This window comes from Tateyamaria sp. syn59 (assembly GCF_007995245.1).
In the GTDB taxonomy this organism is placed as follows: Bacteria; Pseudomonadota; Alphaproteobacteria; order Rhodobacterales; family Rhodobacteraceae; genus Tateyamaria.
This window is the reverse complement of the sequence record NZ_VCBA01000002.1, coordinates 55,611-73,756: the sequence shown is the minus strand read 5'-3', so window position 1 is coordinate 73,756 and position 18,146 is coordinate 55,611. Positions and strand designations below refer to the sequence as shown.

The window sequence follows — 18,146 nt, the reverse complement described above, 5'->3', positions numbered from 1 at the left end:
CGAGGGAGGGCCGGCCATGTGGTCGGCCCTTTTCTTTGCGTCAGCCGCGTGACGCCGTGCTTGCAAGGTGCGCCGCCCCTTGGCAGGGTTGGACCAAGGGAGGAACGCGCGTGCACCGGGGAGGGTGCGTGCGGGCAAGGCGTTGCTCTGACAGGAAAAACGGGAGGCGCCCATGCTTGGCCAAATGATGAACTATCCCCTGACCATTGGATCGCTGGTCGACCATGCAGCGCGGTATCATGCCGACACGGTGATCACGTCCGTGAATACCGGCGGCGGCCTTGAGGAGACGACCTGGGGGCAGGTGGGCGCCAACAGTCGGCGGCTGGGCGATGCGCTGTTGAAGCTGGGACTGGAGCCGCAGGCGCGCTGTGCCACCATCGCGTGGAACAACCGGCGGCATCTGGAGATCTACTTTGGCGTGTCTGGGGCCGGGCTGGTGTGCCACACGATCAATCCGCGCCTGTTTCCGGAACAGCTGATTTACATCATCAACCATGCCGAGGATCGGGTTCTGTTCATCGACCGCACTTTCGTGCCGCTGGTGAAGGCGATCCGGGACAAGATCCCCGGCGTGAAGCATATCGTGTTGATGGAGGGCCGGGACGAGGCGGCGGCGGCTGAAATTGACGGGCTGGAGTTCTATGATGAGTTGGTGGCCTCTGGCGCGCCAGATTTCGCGTGGCCTGAGTTCGATGAAAACACCGCCTCATCGCTATGCTATACGTCCGGGACGACCGGGAACCCGAAGGGGGTTTTGTATTCCCACCGCTCGACTGTCTTGCATGCGTTTGCGTCGAACACGCCGGATTGCATCGGATTTTCGGCCCGTGATGTCGCCTTGCCCGTGGTGCCGATGTTCCATGTGAACGCCTGGGGCACGCCCTATGCCTGTGCGCAGGTGGGTGCGCGGATGGTGTTGCCGGGGCCGGGACTGGACGGGCCTTCGCTGGTGAAACTGATTGACGGATGCAAGGTGTCGATTGCGCTTGGCGTGCCGACGATCTGGTTGGGCCTGCTGGGCGAGGCGGAGGCGTCGGGGTCTCAGCTGGCGTCCTTGAAGCGGACGGTTGTGGGTGGGTCGGCCTGTCCGCCGTCGATGATTGCGGCCTTCCGCGAGAAATACGATGTGGAGTTGATCCATGCCTGGGGCATGACCGAGATGTCGCCTTTGGGCTCGTCCAATCAGCCTCTGGCCAAGCACGCCGATCTACCGATCGATGCGCAGCACAAGCTGCGTGAGAACCAGGGCCGTCCGCCCTGGGGGGTCGAGCTGGAGATCATGGATGATGACGGCAACCCGCTGCCCCATGATGGGGAGGCGCAGGGGGCGCTGATGGTGCGGGGGCATTGGATCCTGGACAGCTATTTCCACAAGAGCGTGGACGAGACGCTGACGAATGGGTGGTTTGATACCGGCGATGTGGCGACGCTGGACCCCGATGGCTACCTGTCGATCAAGGATCGGTCGAAGGACATCATCAAGTCGGGCGGCGAGTGGATTTCGTCCGTCGATCTGGAGAACATCGCGATTGCGCATCCGGCTTTGGCCGATGCCGCCGTGATCGGGGCGCGGCATGAGAAATGGGACGAACGGCCCGTGCTGGTGGCTGTTGCGGCCGAGGGGCAGAGCCCGTCGGAGGCGGAGGTGCTGGAGGTGTTCGACGGCAAGATCGCCAAGTGGCAGGTGCCGGACAAGGTGGTGTTCACCGACGTGCTGCCACGCAATGCGACCGGCAAGGTGCTGAAGCGGAACCTGCGCGAAGAGTTTGGCGGGGTGCTGATCGGATAACCGCTAGTCTTTGAGGTGGTCCTGACGGGCGGGGCCGCGGTATTTTTGTGTTAGCTTTTCATCGACTTCTGACCCGTCCTTGAGGTGGATGAGGATGCCTTTGCCTGTCGAGGCGCCGCGCATGGCTTTGATCTGATCTTCGGACCGAGTGGTGCGTTGGGACATGCGCAGGCCCCAGTCGTGGAGGTGTGCGAGAAGGCGGGCTTCGATGTCGCGGTGGGCGTCGGTTTTGGCGAGGTCGTGCAGCTCGTCGGGGTCGGTTTCCAGGTCGAAGAGCATGTTGCGCAAGCCGGGGGCGGCGCAGTGCATCAGTTTGTAGCGTCCGTCGAAGACCATGAAGAGGCGGCAGTCGCGCGGTTCCAGTCCGAGTTTTACCGCAACGGGTGTTGCTGAGAAGTCGTATTCGGAGATGGCGTAGTCGCGCCATTCCGGTGTTTCGCCGCGCAGCCAGGGCAGGAGGCTGCGCCCTTCGATGATGTGGTCGGGGACGGTGCCGTCCGCTGCGTCGATGAAGGTTGCGGCGAGGTCGATGGATTCGACCAATGCGTCGCAGGTGGTGCCGCGTGTGCCCTTTGCCGTCTCGCGCGGGTCATAGAGGATCATCGGCACTTTGACCGACGGGTCGTGGAACAGGTTTTTTTCGCCCAGCCAGTGGTCGCCCAGGTAGTCGCCATGATCGGAGGTGAGCACAATCATGGTGTCCTGCATCCGACCGGTCGCCTCGAGGTGGTGGAGCAGGCGGCCGAGTTGGTCGTCGCATTGCTTGATCAGCCCCATATAGGCGGGGATGACCTTGTTCCGCACCTCCTCGTCTTGGAAGGCGCGGCCGACGGGGCCGTTCATGAAAGCGTCGTAGACCGGGTGCGCCTCTTCGGTTTCCTCATCGGCGCGGGTGGCGGGTGGTACGTGTTCGGTGCCGTACATGGCGTGGTAGGGTGCCGGGACGATGTAGGGCCAGTGCGGTTTGATGTAGCTCAGGTGCGCGCACCACGGGCCCTGCGCCTGGTCGATGAAGCGGATGGCTTCGGTGGTGAGCCAGGGTGTTTCGCTGTCTTCCTCGCGGATATTGGCGGGCAGGTCGGTGTTGTCGAAGAACCAGCCCGATGCGATTTGACCGTCCTTGACCCCGGCATTGGCGTAGTCGGCCCAGGGGTTGGTGCCGTCGTAGCCTTTTGACTTGAGGTATTCGTTGTAAGGGCTTCGTCTTTCGTCATAAAAGCCGTCCGGTCCTTCGGCCCAGAGCCCGTCATCGCGCACCCATGGATCAAAGCCGCATTCGGAGGTGCGCACGCCGATGAGGCTGTCCGGGTCGAGGCCAAGTCGTTCCATCCCTTCGCCATCGACGGTCATGTGCGTCTTGCCGATCAGGTGGCAGGACATGCTGATCTTGCGCAGGTGGTCGCCGAGCGTCTGCTCACCCACCTTGAGCGGAAAGCCGTTCCAGTGGGCGCCGTGGGAAGACGCATAGCGGCCCGTGTAAAAGCACATGCGCGAGCCGCCGCAGATGGGTGACTGCACATAGGCATTGGTGAAGCGTACGCCCATGGCCGCGATCTGGTCGAAGTTGGGGGTGTGCAGGTGCGGATGTCCGGCGCAGCTGAGGTAGTCGAACCTCAGCTGATCATACATCACAAACAGAATGTTCAAGGTAGGTTAGTCCCCGAGGCTTTGCAGCCGCTCCCGTACGGCCATGACCGAAGAGTAGGTGGAGACGGAATAGGGCACAAGGAAGGTCAGTGCGCATTTGGCCCATGCCACCGCGTCCATGGTGCCGGAGGTGATCCGGTCGCCGTGGTTGATCATGGCAATGATGACGCCCACCACGAATGCGATCTTGGCGGCGCGTTTGACAACTGTGCGGTCCGTGGCGATCTGCAGGGCGTTGGGATGTGACATAGAGCGTCTCCTCGGCTTACAGGTGGACCGATTGGTTCCGAAGAGCAAGGCGTGCGTCAGCAGGTGCACGGAACTGTGAAGGAGAACTGGAGCGGGTAACGGGAATCGAACCCGTAACTAAAGCTTGGGAAGCTGCCGTGATACCTTTTCACCATACCCGCGCTCGGAGGTTGGGATAGGCGTGGGGGCCGCTGGCGTCAAGCGGGTTTGCGTGCCGTATAGATGTGGATGCAGGCGGGGATGCGCAGGCCGAGGTCGGTGTCGAATTGCGATATGGCGTTGGCGACAGCCTCCTGCACACGTGCTGTCGCTGCGGCGTCGGCCTCGTGATGTGCGATGGCTCTTTGGGCCGGTCCGATCTTGAGCAGCAGGGCGGCTGTCTCGGTGGCGTCGCCCGGAGCGGTGAGATCGAGGTGGACCGTTTCGACGCCCGGATCACTCAGCCCGGCTCGGGTCATCATGCCTAGAACCCGCGCGCTGTCTTCGAACGCGAAGGGGCCGGGCAGGGTGCGGTCGACCTTGGGCATCTCGCCTAGCACGCCGATGGCCGCCTTGGCGGGCACCATGAAATAAGGGTTTTGCGGGGCAGGGCCCCAGGCGGCGAAGGTCATCGTGCCGCCGGGTGCGAGGGCTGTGTTCAGATTGGCGAGGGCGGCGACCGTGTCGTCGAAGAACATGATGCCGAAGCGGGAGATCATGGCGTCGAACGGTGTGTCAAAGCTGTGGCTTTGAGCGTCGGCCTTCAGGAAACCAGTGTTATTTGCCGTGGTCCGTTGTGCCGCGAGGTCGAGCATGGTTTGTGAGATGTCGAGGCCGGTGACATGCCCTTGTGCGCCGACGATGCGGGCAGCAGCGGCTACACTGACGCCGGTTCCGCAGCCGATGTCGAGGACGGTGTCGCCTGACTTCAGTGGGGTGCGGTCAAGCAGGAGGTCGAGGACGGGTGCCAGCAGGGCGTCCATGTTTTCCTGCTCGGCCACCCAGTTCGGACCTGCGTCCGAGGTCCAGAACTCCTCCTGCTCTGCATTGCTCATGCGCGTCTCCGGCGGCGGCGTCCGCCTTCGGCTTCGCCTCCTGTATTGAAGCTGACATCGGGCAGATCGACGATGCCGTTCAGGATCGGGAACGGATCGGCGGAGTTGGGGATGGCGGAGGCGTTGACGAAATGCTCCTGAAAGCGCGGCTCGATCGCTGTTTCGATCTTATGGATGCGGCGGACCGTGTCCTCGATCTCACCTCTTGCGTCGCGGTTCAGAAGCGCGATGCGCGCGCCTGTGCCTGCCGCGTTGCCGGCGGAGGTGACCTTGTTCAGCGGGGCGTCCGGGATCATGCCCAGCACCATGGCGTGTTTCGACGAGATATGCGCGCCGAAGGCCCCCGCGAGTACGACCCGGTCCACGGTATCGACACCGAACTTGTCCATGAGCAGCCGCGCGCCGGAATAGAGCGCGGCCTTGGCCATCTGGATGGCGCGGATGTCGGGGTTGGTGATGGTGATGCGTGGCCCGCCAGTGGCAGAGCCGTCGTGTAGCATATAGGCGTGCGTGCGTCCGTCCGGCACGCAGCGCGCGGTGCCCGTTTGCTCGGCGCTGCCGATGAGGCCCGACGCATCAAGCACGCCCGCAAGCCGCATCTCGGCAATCGCCTCGATGATGCCCGAACCGCAAATGCCGGTGATGCCGGTGTCTGCGGCGGCCTGTTCGAAGCCGTCTTCGTCCGACCACATATCGACGCCGATGATGCGGAAGCGGGGTTCCTTGGTCGCGGGGTCAATCTCGACCCGTTCGATAGCACCGGGGGCGGCGCGTTGGCCTGCGCTGATCTGTGCCCCTTCGAAGGCGGGGCCGGTGGGGGAGGAGCAGGCGAGCACTTTCTCGCGGTTGCCCAGCAGGATTTCCGCGTTGGTGCCGACATCTACGACCAGCATCAGGTCGTCTGATTTGTCCGGTGCTTCGCTTAGCGCCACAGCAGCGGCGTCAGCGCCCACGTGGCCTGCGATGCAGGGCAGCAGGTAGATGCGGGCGGAGGGGTGGATGTTCAGGTCAAGGTCGTCGGCGCGCAGGCGCAGGGCGTTGGATGTGGCGAGCGCGAAGGGTGCTTGTCCCAGCTCAAACGGGTCGATGCCCAGCAGCAGGTGGTGCATGACCGGGTTGCAAACGAAAACGGCATCGACGATCAGCCCCTTGTCGATTTCTGCCTCGGTCGCGATTTGGGTGAAGAGGGCGTTCATCCCTTCGCGCACGGCTGCAGTCATCTCTGCTGCGCCGCCGGTGTTCATCATGCCGTAGCTGACGCGGCTCATAAGGTCTTCGCCAAAGCGGATCTGCGGGTTCATGATGCCTGACGAGGCGACGACATCGCCACTGGTCAGGTCGCAAAGGTGCGCCGCGATGGTGGTAGAGCCAAGATCGACGGCGAGGCCGTAAACGGCTCCTTCGTAGTAGCCGGGCCAGGTGTGCATGATGCGCGGGGCGTTTTCATCGTCGCCGAGGTGAATGGCGACCGTGACCTTCCAGTCGCCCTTGCGCAGCACCGGTTGCAGGTCCTGCAGGATGTGCAGATCGGCGTGGATGTTGGTGATGCCCCAGTCGGCCTCGATGGCGGCGACCAGCCGTTCCAGATCGCCCGAGGGGTCGTGCATGTCCGGCTCGGCCACCTCAACATAATAGAGCTTGGTCGAGGGGTTCATCACGATGTCCCGCGCCTCGGCCCGTTTGCGGACGACCTGCTTGTGCACCTGGCTTTCGGGGGGGACGTCGATCACGATGTCGCCTTGCACGGTGGCCTGGCAGCCGAGGCGGCGACCATCAATCAGGCCGCGCTTGGACTTGTAACGCTCTTCGACGCTGTTCCACTCTGACAGCGCGTCTTGGGCCACCGTCACGCCATGTTTCGGGAACTCGCCATAGCTTGGTGTGATCTGGCATTTCGAACAGATCCCGCGCCCGCCGCAGACGGAATCGAGGTCCACGCCCAACTGCCGTGCAGCAGTCAGAATAGGAGTGCCAACGGCAAAATGCCCGCGCTTGCCGGATGGGGTGAAAACGACGAGTGGATCGGTGCTCATGGACGCCTCGGATGACTTGCTTGCGCATACCATAGTGGCCGGGCGGGCAGGGGAAAGGTGTCAAACGACATGAGCCGTTCATATGGCGGCAGATTACCCCTTTCTTCTGGCTGAAAATACTTCGGGGGTGAGGCGCATCGCGCCGAGGGGGCTGGCCCCCTGCACCCTATCCGCTGGCGCGAGCGTGGAAGATAAAGCCCAACAGGTTCATCAGCACCTGCGCACCCAGAATGGCGGTCGAGCCGGTCGGATCGTAGTCGGGTGCCACCTCGACCAGGTCAATGCCCACAACCTCATGCCGCTTGGCCGCCGCTTGCAGTATTTCCAGAACCTCGTAGTAGAGAAACCCGCCATGGCTTGGCGTGCCGGTGCCGGGCGCGATGGAGGGGCAGAAGGCGTCGATGTCGATGGTGATGTAAAGCCGCGCACCTGTCGGGATGCGGTCGGTAACACCTTGCGGCCCCAGCGCGCGGGCCTGCCGGACCGACAGGATGTCGGAGCCCATCGCGCGGGCGTCGTCGTAGCCTTCCTTGGCCGTGGAGCTGACATTTCGGATACCCACCTGCGTGAGACCTGTGACGTAAGGTTGCTCTGCTGCGCGCCGCATCGGGTTGCCGTGCCCGTGCATGACGCCGTGTCTTTCATCGACGAAGTCGAGATGCGCGTCGATTTGCAGGATGTGGATGTCACCCTGGCTGTCGAAGGCGCGTATGCAGGGAATGTTGACGGAATGGTCGCCACCGATGGTGACGGGCAGGGCACCGGCGGCAAGTGCCGCGCGCACGCCTGTTTCGATGTTTGCGTGCGAGCCTTCGGTATCGGTGTGGATGATGTCTGCGTCGCCCATGTCCACGATGCGGACGGTTTCCGGCAGGTAGGTCGCGTCATCTTCGTGATCGTAGGCGCCCGCGTGCCCGAAGCTGAACAGTGTCGAGGCCTCGCGCACCGCACGTGGCCCGAACCGTGCGCCCGCGCGCCATTGCGTGCCCGCATCAAAGGGCGCGCCGAGGATGGCGACATCGGCGTCGATGCTGCTCCAATCCTCGACATAGGGCCTCTTGCCAAAGGTGGAGATGCCCACGAAGGGCAGGTTCAGGCGGCCGGTGTCGTAGCTGTTGGTCATGGGCGCACTCTGCGCAGCGCCATCGCCACGCGCAAGCCACCCATTTGCCCCTTTCCATTTTTGCCGCCCCGTGAAATAGGGAAGCGTCAAACGAACCCTCCCAAGGAGAGACCCATGGAGATTCGCGAGGCGCTCACCTTCGATGATGTTCTTTTGGTTCCGGCCGCGTCCAACGTGCTGCCCACGACCGCTGACACCCGCACGCGGGTGACACGCAGCATCGCGTTGAACATTCCACTGCTCAGTTCTGCCATGGACACGGTGACAGAGGGGCGAATGGCTATCGCGATGGCGCAGGCGGGTGGCATGGGCGTCGTGCACCGCAATCTCGATATCGAAGCGCAGGCGCAGGAGGTGCGGCGGGTGAAGCGGTTTGAGAGCGGCATCGTGTACAACCCAATAACCCTCAGCGCCGACCAGACCCTCGCAGATGCGCGCGAGCTATCCGAAGTCTATGGGTTCTCCGGCTTCCCTGTCGTGGATGAAAACCGCCGGGTTGTGGGGATCGTGACCAATCGTGACATGCGGTTTGCCGAGAATGACAAGACGCCGGTTTCGGTGATGATGACGACCAAGGATCTCGCCATTCTGCATGAACCGGCAGACCGGGACGAGGCGATCAGCCTAATGAAGGCGCGGCGCATCGAAAAACTGCTTGTCACTGATGCCAGCGGCAAGCTGACCGGTCTTTTGACCCTCAAGGACACGGAAAAGGCAGTGCTCAACCCGACGGCCTGCAAGGATGATCTGGGCCGTTTGCGGGTTGCTGCGGCCTCCACAGTGGGCGATGCCGGGTTCGAACGGGCGGAGGCGCTTGTGGACGCGGGCGTCGACATGATCGTGATAGATACCGCCCATGGGCACTCCGAAGGCGTGGCTGAAGCCGTCCGCCGGGCCAAAGGGCTGTCGAACGAGGTACAGATCGTGGCGGGCAACGTCGCAACGGGCGAGGCGACACGAGCGCTGATCGACGCGGGTGCGGATGCTGTCAAAGTGGGCATCGGACCGGGGTCCATCTGCACGACGCGCATGGTCGCCGGTGTCGGCGTGCCGCAACTGACCGCCATCATGGACTGCGCGGCTGCCGCTGGCGACGTGCCGGTGATTGCCGATGGCGGCATCAAGTTTTCGGGCGATTTTGCCAAGGCTATTGCCGCCGGGGCGTCCTGCGCCATGGTTGGCTCCATGATCGCGGGCACCGATGAAAGCCCCGGCGAAGTGATCCTCTACCAGGGCCGCAGCTTCAAATCCTATCGCGGGATGGGCTCCCTCGGAGCTATGGCGCGCGGGTCGGCCGACCGCTATTTTCAGAAGGATGCCGCCAGCGACAAGCTGGTGCCCGAAGGAATCGAGGGGCAAGTGCCATACAAGGGGTCCGCAGGCGCCGTCATTCACCAACTCGTGGGCGGACTGCGGGCCGCCATGGGATATACCGGGTGCGCAACCGTTGACCAAATGCGCAAGAACTGCGCATTCGTAAAAATCACCGGCGCAGGGCTGAAGGAAAGCCATGTCCATGATGTGCAGATCACGCGCGAGTCGCCTAACTACCGCGTTATGTGAGAAAACAGTATGTTGCAGCGCTATGTTGATGTTGGCATGACCGCATGACACCGGGCGCGCGTGTGGCCGCAGCTATTGGCATCCTCGATGCCATTGCGGGCGGACAGGCCGCCGAACAGGCGCTGAGCCGATGGGCGCGTTCCAGCCGCTTTGCCGGGTCCAAGGACCGTGCTGCGGTGCGGGACCATGTCTTTGATGTTCTGCGTCACTGGCGCAGCGACGCCGCGCGCGGCGGGGCGGGCACAGGGCGGGCACGGATGATCGGAAGGTTGCGCGCACAGCAGATTGACCTCGATTCACTTTTTGACGGTCAGGGACACGCGCCCGCGCCGTTGTCGGACGCCGAACGGGCTGTGCATGACCTGCCGGACGATCAGGGAACCGCGTGGGATTTGCCCGATTGGCTGGTGCCACTATTCGAGGACAGTCTTGGTGCACGGGCCGAGGCAATGGCGCTTGCATTGACTGGCCGCGCCCCGGTGACGGTGCGCGTAAACCTGGGCGTCTGCGACATGTCCGAAGCACGCGCACTTTTGGCGCAAGAGGGCATCGAGGCTGTACCAAACCCGCGCGCCGACACGGCCTTGACCGTGACCGAAGGCGCGCGACATCTGCGCAACAGCGCGGCTTTTCGCGAAGGGTGGGTCGAAATCCAGGACGCGTCGAGCCAGGCCGCCGTTGCTGCCTTGGGACAGCCGGGCCGCGCGCTGGATCTGTGCGCGGGTGGTGGCGGCAAGGCCCTTGCCCTGGCTGCGCGCGGCTGGGCGGTCGTTGCCAGTGATATTGATCCCAATCGGATGAAAGACCTGCCAGAGCGCGCCGCGCGCGGGCGGCACAAGATTGACATCTGCCAGGCATCAGAGGTGGACACGCACGCGCCGTTTGATTTGGTTTTTGTCGATGCGCCATGCTCCGGCGCGGGAACTTGGCGGCGCACACCAGAGGCGAAATGGGCGCTTACGCCCGCGCGGCTTGAAGAATTCTGCGCTATGCAGCGCGATGTCCTGACCAAAGCCGCATCGCTTGTCGCGCCCGGTGGAACACTGGTTTACGCAACATGCTCGATCTTGGGATGTGAAAATAACGCGCAAATGGAATGGTTTGCGGGGCAAGGTTCATCTTTTGTGGCGCGCCATGAAAAAACTCAGCCAGTCGATCAATGGGGCGACGGGTTTTACAGCGCGCACTTGACGCGAGCCGATTGAGCGGGCTTTACTCAACCTCAGGTTTATAGCTGCCAGATGTTTCGCCTTGATTTGGTGACATCGCATGCAGGTGACGGGGTGCCGGTTAAGCGGCAATTAACCGTTTTCCTCGCAGAAAGGCACATCGAATCGCAACGGTGAGGTGTCTGGTGCCCGACAGCGTGCAAACGCCCTTTAGCTTGATCCGTCCCGAACGGCGTGGGTCCAACCGCGCCGTCAGCCTGTTGGGGGCATCCGCTTTGTTGGGCGTTATGGGTGCGTTGGCGCCTGAGCGGTTGATCCAGCTCGGACTGCTCGCCGCTGCGCTTACCTTTTTTGGCTTGGGCCTCACCTTTCTACTGTCGGCGCGAAGGTCCCAGGCGATGAAGGATGCGGCACTCTCTAATATTGGGGCGTTTATCGAAAAAGACGCCTCGCCCAGTTTTGTCTGCACGGCAGATGGCGAAGTGCTGCGCGCCAATGCAGCCGCGCGGCAGGCCTATGCCACGCGGCGTGGTGAGACACTCGCCGGGACATTGCGCAACACGTTTGCAAACCCGGGCGGTATCCTGTTCCGATTGAAAGGTCAGGCGTCTGTCGAGGGTGCGGCGCGCGAAGATATTGTGACGCGGCGCGGGCATATGCGCCTCGCTGTTCACCATATGGACGACGACACCCTTCTGTGGCGGCTGGAGGCGGCACCCGACACAGGCCAGGGGCGCGGCGCGGACGGTCCAGGCTTGCCAATGCTGATGGTCGGTCGCACCGGGGCGATCCTTTATATGAATGAAAGCGCCCGTAAACTGATCGGGTCGCGGGTCAAAACACTTGAGTCCGTGTTTGACCGCGTGCCCGTGACGTCGGGCGCGGTCAGTCCAGTCAGCACGAATGACGGGTCCGTTGACGTGCTTGTCACGCAAATTGATGCCGGGGCCGGGCGCCAAGCCTATTACCTGCTGCCCCCGCCTGAAAACGGTGTCGGGACAACGGGCAGCTGGGCCTCTTTCGAGGATTTGCCCGTCCCGCTGGTGCGCTTCTCGCCCGATGGCGAGGTGCGCAGTTTCAACCGCAGCGCCGCAGATCTCATCGGCCCGGCACTGGCCGCGGGCGAGCATATCTCCGACCTCATGGCCGGGTTGGGGCGGCCCATCACCGATTGGCTTGAGGAAACGGTGTCGGACCGGGCTGTCCAGCAATCCGAATTCTTGCGGCTAAGCCGGGCGGACAAGGAGATGTTCGTGCAGGTGGCGCTAAACCGGATGCAGGACGATGGCGAAGTATCTGTCATCGCGGTTCTGGCGGATGCGACGGAACTGAAGACGCTCGAAGCCCAATTCGTGCAGAGCCAGAAAATGCAGGCCATTGGACAGCTTGCGGGCGGTGTTGCGCATGATTTCAACAACCTGCTCACAGCGATTTCCGGGCACTGTGACCTGCTGCTCTTGCGGCACGACCAAGGCGACCCAGACTACAGCGACCTTGTGCAGATCAACCAGAATGCCAACCGCGCCGCGGCCCTTGTCGGGCAATTGCTGGCCTTTTCACGCAAACAGACCTTGCGCCCTGAAGAATTGGACCTGCGCGACACGATGTCAGACCTGACCCACCTGCTGAACCGTCTGGTGGGTGAGAAGGTGACTCTGACCCTATCACACGACCCGATCCTCAAGCCGATCCGGGCCGACAAGCGCCAGTTGGAGCAGGTTTTGATGAACCTGGTTGTGAATGCCCGCGACGCGATGCCGGAAGGTGGCGAAATTCAGATCCAGACTGAAAGCATGACCCTGACGGAGCCGCTGGAACGGGACCGCGTCAACGTACCTGCTGGCGAATACATTTGTCTGCGCGTCGTTGATCAGGGCGTCGGCATCTCGCCTGACAAGCTGCAGAAGGTGTTCGAGCCGTTCTATACCACCAAAAAAACAGGCGAGGGCACCGGCTTGGGCCTGTCCACGGCCTACGGCATCGTCAAACAGACGGGCGGATTTATTTTTGTCGACAGCACTTTGGGGCAGGGGACGTGCTTTTCCATCATCTTCCCCGTGCTCGAGGCGCCGGCCGCAAAAGCCCCCGCGCCCAAGGCGCCAGCGAAGCTTGCCGAACCGAAACACGGCGACGGCGTGATCCTTTTGGTCGAAGACGAAGCGCCCGTGCGTGCCTTTGCCAGCAGGGCCCTGCGTTTGCGGGGCTATACTGTGCTTGAGGCGGATTCAGCTGAAGCCGCGCTCAAGACGCTTGAGGATGCTACGCTGAACGTGGATCTGTTTGTCACGGATGTCGTCATGCCGGGCAAGGATGGCCCGTCCTGGGTACGCGAAGCGTTGCAGGACCGACCGGATGTGCGCGTCGTCTTTGTCTCGGGCTATGCAGAGGACCGGTTGAGTGATCAGCAGCGCGAAATCCCCAATTCAGTATTCCTGCCCAAGCCGTTTTCATTGAACGATCTTGCCGAAACGGTGCACCAGCAACTGCACTAACGTCAGCCGGAACCGATACTGTCATACAGCGCAAACTCTTCAGCAAACTTGCGGCGGAACCGACGCTCGACATCTTCCGAGAGTTCAACCGCGCGCTCGGGCGACACGTTTTCGCGGCCCAACTCAAAAGTCACACCGACACGGTCGAATAAAAACGACTGCAACCGCGTCTGGTCTTCGTAGCGGAAAAGGTGCGTGACACCCGTGCCATTCGGTTGGCGCTCGAGAAACTTGAATTGGCTGCCTACATTGGCAAAGCCGGGGCGCCGTCCCTTCATATAGGCCAGCACAAACTCATCAAAGCTGATGTGGTGTGTGGCATTGGGCTTGCCCTGCATAAAGGGCCGTTGGCGGTAGCGCCACCAACTGCCCAACCAGCTAATGGGTTCGCGCATCACCGCCATCACCTCAAGTTCAACATCGCAAACCTTTTCAAACATCGGCCGGATGAAACGATTGTAGCGGTAGACCGGCGCGTGCTTGAGATCGGGTGGTTCGGAAATCACCAGATCCGCATGCGGGCGCAGTGCCGTCTCGTACGCGGATGTGCCAGTTTTAGGGACAGAGAGGAAGGCCAGCCTGGCCTTGTAAAACACCAACATGTCCTGCCCCAATCCATTTTTTGCGTCTTCTCGTTGCGGCGTAAACTACTCTTTAACCCATCATCACAAAAGGTAGGTGTGTAGAAATTTATTGAAATGTTCTCCATTTGATCTCATAAGGAACGCAAGGGGAACATCGACGCAGCTGCGGCAGTGATTGCCGCCCCCCGGCGGGTATGACACAAAGGACCAAAGCAATGGCAACGGCAGACCTTTTGACCATGACAGACAAGAAATCGGCAGACAAACAAAAGGCGCTCGACAGCGCGCTGGCCCAGATCGAACGGCAGTTCGGCAAAGGCTCGATCATGAAGCTGGGCGACGAGAACGCTATTCAGGATATCAAGGCAAGCTCGACCGGGTCGCTGGGTCTGGATATTGCACTTGGCATTGGCGGGTTGCCGATGGGCCGGATCGTGGAGATCTATGGCCCTGAATCTTCCGGTAAAACCACGCTGACGCTGCATTGCGTGGCCGAACAACAAAAAGCCGGTGGCGTCTGCGCCTTTGTCGATGCCGAGCACGCGCTTGACCCACAATATGCGCGCAAACTGGGCGTGAACCTGGATGAATTGCTGATTTCGCAGCCCGACACGGGTGAGCAGGCCCTTGAGATCACTGACACTCTGGTGCGATCCGGTGCAGTGAATATGGTCATCGTGGATTCGGTCGCGGCACTGACGCCTAAATCCGAACTTGAGGGGGACATGGGTGATTCCAGCGTCGGTGTGCAGGCTCGCCTGATGAGCCAGGCGATGCGCAAGCTGACGGGTTCGATCAGCCGTTCGAACTGCATGGTGATCTTCATCAACCAGATCCGGATGAAGATCGGCGTGATGTTCGGCTCGCCCGAGACGACCACGGGCGGCAACGCGTTGAAGTTCTACTCGTCCGTTCGCCTTGATATTCGCCGCATCGGCGCGCTGAAGGACCGCGACGAGGTCGTCGGCAACGCAACCCGTGTGAAGGTCGTCAAGAACAAGGTGGCGCCGCCCTTCAAGCAGGTCGAGTTTGACATAATGTACGGCGAAGGCATCTCGAAAATGGGCGAGCTGCTGGATCTGGGCGTCAAGGCGGGCGTGGTAGAAAAGTCGGGCTCTTGGTTCAGCTATGGCGATGAACGGATCGGGCAGGGGCGTGAGAACGCCAAGACCTTCCTGAAGGAAAACAGCCGCATCGCACTGGATATCGAGGATAAGATCCGCGCCGCGCACGGTCTCGATTTCGATATGCCTAAGCACGAACAGACCGAGGATGATGATATCCTGGAGGCCTGATCGGTCCTGCACGGGGGACTGGGCCCGGAACGTCCCCGGCGCGCCAGACGTGGTGCGGACAATACCGGAGGCGGGGTGTCGCGACGGCGGCACCCCGTTTCGTTTGTAGACAGCGCCGCGGCGCAGCGCTATGTCAGTGCGACCAATCAGACGCCCGGGACCACGGCCATGCCATCGCTCAACGACATCCGCTCGACCTTTCTGAATTACTTTGAAAAACAAGGGCATGCGGTTGTGCCGTCCAGCCCGCTGGTGCCGCGCAACGACCCGACGCTGATGTTCGTCAACTCCGGGATGGTGCAGTTCAAGAACCTGTTCACAGGGCTTGAGAAACGCGACTACACCCGCGCGACGACGGCGCAGAAATGTGTGCGGGCGGGCGGCAAGCACAATGACCTCGACAATGTTGGCTACACCGCGCGTCACCACACGTTTTTTGAGATGCTGGGGAATTTCAGCTTCGGCGACTACTTCAAGCATGAGGCAATCCCCTTTGCGTGGAACCTGATCACGGGTGAGTTCGGCATCCCGAAGGATCGGTTGTATGTCACCGTCTACCATACGGATGACGAGGCGTTCGATATCTGGAAGAAGGTTGGTGTGCCGGAGGATCGGATCATCCGTATCGCCACATCTGACAACTTCTGGCAGATGGGACCGACAGGGCCCTGCGGTCCGTGCACCGAGATTTTCTATGACCACGGCGATCATATCTGGGGTGGCCCGCCCGGATCGCCTGAGGAAGATGGCGACCGGTTTATCGAGATCTGGAACATCGTTTTCATGCAGAACGAGCAGTTCGAGGATGGCTCGATGGTCGATCTGGATATGCAGTCCATTGATACTGGTATGGGGCTGGAGCGGATTGGCGCGCTCTTGCAGGGCAGCCACGACAACTATGACACTGATCTGTTCAAGTCGCTGATCGAGGCGTCTGCGGATGCGACGGGTGTTGACCCTTACGGCGATCAGAACGTGCATCATAGGGTAATTGCGGATCACCTGCGCTCGACCTCTTTCCTGATTGCGGATGGGGTGATGCCATCGAATGACGGCCGTGGGTACGTGCTGCGCCGGATCATGCGGCGGGCCATGCGCCATGCGCATCTGTTGGGGGCCAAGGATCCTGTCATGTACCGTCTGGTGCCCGCGCTTGTGCAGCAGATGGGCGCGGCCTACCCGGAACTGGGGCAGGCGCAGGCCCTGATCACAGAAACGCTGCAGGCGGAGGAGACGCGGTTCAAGCAGACGCTGGACCGTGGTCTGAAGCTGCTTGATGACGAGGTGGCCGGGCTGGGTGAGGGTGCCGACCTGCCTGGCGAAGCGGCGTTCAAGCTTTATGACACCTATGGTTTTCCGCTGGATCTGACGCAGGATGCGCTGCGTGAGAAGGGGCTTGGCGTCGATACCGATGGCTTCGATGCCGCCATGGCTGAGCAGAAGGCGAAGGCGCGCGCGGCTTGGTCAGGATCCGGCGAGGCGGCGGACGCGACTGTTTGGTTTGACGTTGCTGAGGCCCATGGCACGACTGAGTTTTTGGGCTATGACAGTGAAACGGCTGAAGGCCAGATCGTTGCGCTTGTAGTCGACGGGGCGCAGGCTGACAGCGCGGGTGAAGGCGCGAAAGTGCAGATTGCTCTGAACCAGACGCCCTTCTACGCCGAAAGCGGTGGTCAGGTGGGTGATACCGGCCTCATCCGCACCGAGAGTGGTGAAGCGCGTGTGACTGATACACGCAAGACGGCGGATGTGTTCCTGCATGTGGCTGAGGTCACAAAAGGGAGCCTTTCCAAAGGGGAAGCAGCTGTTCTTGAAGTAGATCACGCGCGCCGGACAAACATCCGGGCGAACCACTCGGCAACGCACTTGCTGCATGAGGCGCTGCGGGGCGCCTTGGGGGATCACGTCGCTCAGCGCGGGTCGCTCAATGCACCGGACCGGCTGCGCTTTGACTTCAGCCACGGCAAGGCGCTCAGCCTTGAGGACCTGAACACGGTCGAGGCCGAAGTAAACGCCTATATTCGCCAGAACGCGCCGGTTGAGACGCGGATCATGACACCGGACGATGCGCGCGCGCTCGGGGCACAGGCGCTGTTTGGTGAGAAGTACGGTGATGAGGTGCGCGTGGTTTCTATGGGCACGCAGGCTGGGTCCGGTAAGGGTACGAGCGGTGATACCTATTCGCTGGAGCTTTGCGGCGGCACGCATGTGCGGCAGACGGGCGATATTGGGGCGTTTGTCACGCTGGGAGACAGCGCGTCGAGCGCTGGTGTCCGCCGGATTGAGGCGCTGACCGGACAGGCGGCAATGGACTATCTGCGCGGTCAGGATCACCTGTTGGTCGAGACGGCGGCCGAGTTGAAAGCGCAGGCGCAGGACGTACCGGCCCGCGTTAAGGCGCTGATGGATGAACGCAAAGCCCTGGCAGCCGAGGTGGCACAGTTGCGCCGTGATCTGGCCATGGCAGGCGGCGGTCAGGCCGCGCCCGAGGCGGAGGACGTGAACGGCACGCCCTTCCTTGCCCAAGTGCTGAACGGCGTGACGGGCAAGGACCTGCCTGCGCTCATTGACGAGCACAAGGGCCGCATCGGTTCTGGCGCAATCCTGTTGATCGCGGATGCCGATGGTAAAGTTGCCGTGGCAGCCGGTGTGACGCAGGACAAGACCGACAGCGTCAATGCGGTTGATCTGGTCAAGGCCGCCGTGGTCGAGTTGGGTGGCAAGGGTGGCGGCGGCCGCCCGGATATGGCGCAGGGCGGCGCTAGGGATGCAAGCAACGCGGACGCTGCCATCGCGGCGGCCAAAGCCGCAATGGGAGGGTAAGATGCCAGCACTCTGGATTGCGCATGTCACGGTAACGGACGAAGAGGCGTATAAGAAATACGCCGCCGGTGCGACAGTCGCCATAGCCGAGCATGGCGGTACGTTTATTGCCCGAGGCGGGCGTTACGTACAGCTTGAGGGCAAAGACCGTCCGCGCAATGTCGTGGCCCGCTTTCCGGACGTAGAAACGGCGGAGCGTTGCTACCATTCGGACGCATATCAGGCCGCACTCGAACACGCCCGCGGCGCATCCGATCGCGAGCTTCTGATCGTCGAGACCACCGAATAGGTCTTCTTCTGACGAAAAATACGACGGGGGTCTGGGGGCGGGCCCCAGTCCTA

Annotated in this window: 13 protein-coding genes and 1 tRNA gene; 7 read left to right on the top strand and 7 right to left on the bottom strand. The window is 62.0% G+C overall.

Annotated features, from left to right (window positions below; genetic code table 11):
• The first annotated feature begins 172 nt into the window (after window positions 1–172).
• Complete coding sequence (locus FD715_RS03680) at window positions 173–1,792, top strand: long-chain fatty acid--CoA ligase (protein ID WP_147105426.1); 1,620 nt, start codon at window positions 173–175, stop codon at window positions 1,790–1,792.
• A 3-nt stretch (window positions 1,793–1,795) separates the two neighbouring features.
• Here FD715_RS03680 and FD715_RS03675 read toward each other — a convergent pair whose 3' ends face one another.
• The 6 genes from FD715_RS03675 to speB all read right to left on the bottom strand — a co-directional run bounded on the left by FD715_RS03675 (window position 1,796) and on the right by speB (window position 7,878).
• Window positions 1,796–3,439: a sulfatase-like hydrolase/transferase gene (locus FD715_RS03675; RefSeq protein WP_147105424.1), complete on the bottom strand. Its 1,644-nt coding sequence runs from the start codon at window positions 3,437–3,439 to the stop codon at window positions 1,796–1,798.
• Between the two features lie 6 nt (window positions 3,440–3,445).
• Window positions 3,446–3,688: a nitrate/nitrite transporter NrtS gene (gene nrtS / locus FD715_RS03670; protein ID WP_147105421.1), complete on the bottom strand. Its 243-nt coding sequence runs from the start codon at window positions 3,686–3,688 to the stop codon at window positions 3,446–3,448.
• Between the two features lie 87 nt (window positions 3,689–3,775).
• A tRNA-Gly gene (locus FD715_RS03665) sits at window positions 3,776–3,849 on the bottom strand.
• Between the two features lie 36 nt (window positions 3,850–3,885).
• On the bottom strand, window positions 3,886–4,722 hold the full coding sequence (locus FD715_RS03660) for a class I SAM-dependent methyltransferase (protein WP_147105418.1): 837 nt from the start codon (window positions 4,720–4,722) through the stop codon (window positions 3,886–3,888).
• Entirely contained in the window at window positions 4,719–6,755 is a 2,037-nt protein-coding gene (locus FD715_RS03655) for an ASKHA domain-containing protein (protein ID WP_147105414.1), read from the bottom strand. The genes FD715_RS03660 and FD715_RS03655 overlap by 4 nt, the downstream gene beginning before the upstream one ends.
• A 166-nt stretch (window positions 6,756–6,921) precedes the next feature.
• Window positions 6,922–7,878 (bottom strand): agmatinase, encoded by a 957-nt coding sequence (speB, locus tag FD715_RS03650; protein ID WP_147105411.1) that lies wholly within the window; start codon window positions 7,876–7,878, stop codon window positions 6,922–6,924.
• A gap of 114 nt (window positions 7,879–7,992) precedes the next feature.
• Here speB and guaB point away from each other — a divergent pair, with 114 nt between their 5' ends.
• From guaB to FD715_RS03635, 3 genes are all read left to right on the top strand, one after another.
• On the top strand, window positions 7,993–9,441 hold the full coding sequence (guaB, locus tag FD715_RS03645; RefSeq protein ID WP_147105408.1) for an IMP dehydrogenase: 1,449 nt from the start codon (window positions 7,993–7,995) through the stop codon (window positions 9,439–9,441).
• 44 nt (window positions 9,442–9,485) lie between these two features.
• Window positions 9,486–10,646 carry an RsmB/NOP family class I SAM-dependent RNA methyltransferase gene (locus FD715_RS03640; protein ID WP_147105405.1) on the top strand — a complete coding sequence of 387 codons (1,161 nt, stop codon included), beginning with the start codon at window positions 9,486–9,488 and terminating at the stop codon, window positions 10,644–10,646.
• Between the two features lie 251 nt (window positions 10,647–10,897).
• Window positions 10,898–13,102: an ATP-binding protein gene (locus FD715_RS03635; protein ID WP_147106679.1), complete on the top strand. Its 2,205-nt coding sequence runs from the start codon at window positions 10,898–10,900 to the stop codon at window positions 13,100–13,102.
• 2 nt (window positions 13,103–13,104) lie between these two features.
• Here the strand turns inward: FD715_RS03635 and FD715_RS03630 are convergent, their stop codons facing one another.
• Window positions 13,105–13,704: a gamma-glutamyl kinase gene (locus FD715_RS03630; RefSeq protein WP_147105402.1), complete on the bottom strand. Its 600-nt coding sequence runs from the start codon at window positions 13,702–13,704 to the stop codon at window positions 13,105–13,107.
• Window positions 13,705–13,901: 197 nt separating this feature from the next.
• Between FD715_RS03630 and recA the strand changes: the two genes are divergently transcribed.
• The 3 genes from recA (at window position 13,902) to FD715_RS03615 (ending at window position 18,093) form a co-directional block, all read left to right on the top strand.
• Window positions 13,902–14,981 carry a recombinase RecA gene (gene recA / locus FD715_RS03625; protein WP_039687797.1) on the top strand — a complete coding sequence of 360 codons (1,080 nt, stop codon included), beginning with the start codon at window positions 13,902–13,904 and terminating at the stop codon, window positions 14,979–14,981.
• A 168-nt stretch (window positions 14,982–15,149) separates the two neighbouring features.
• Complete coding sequence (alaS, locus tag FD715_RS03620; protein WP_147105399.1) at window positions 15,150–17,804, top strand: alanine--tRNA ligase; 2,655 nt, start codon at window positions 15,150–15,152, stop codon at window positions 17,802–17,804.
• A 1-nt stretch (window position 17,805) separates the two neighbouring features.
• Complete coding sequence (locus tag FD715_RS03615) at window positions 17,806–18,093, top strand: DUF1330 domain-containing protein (RefSeq protein WP_147105396.1); 288 nt, start codon at window positions 17,806–17,808, stop codon at window positions 18,091–18,093.
• Window positions 18,094–18,146 lie beyond the last annotated feature (53 nt).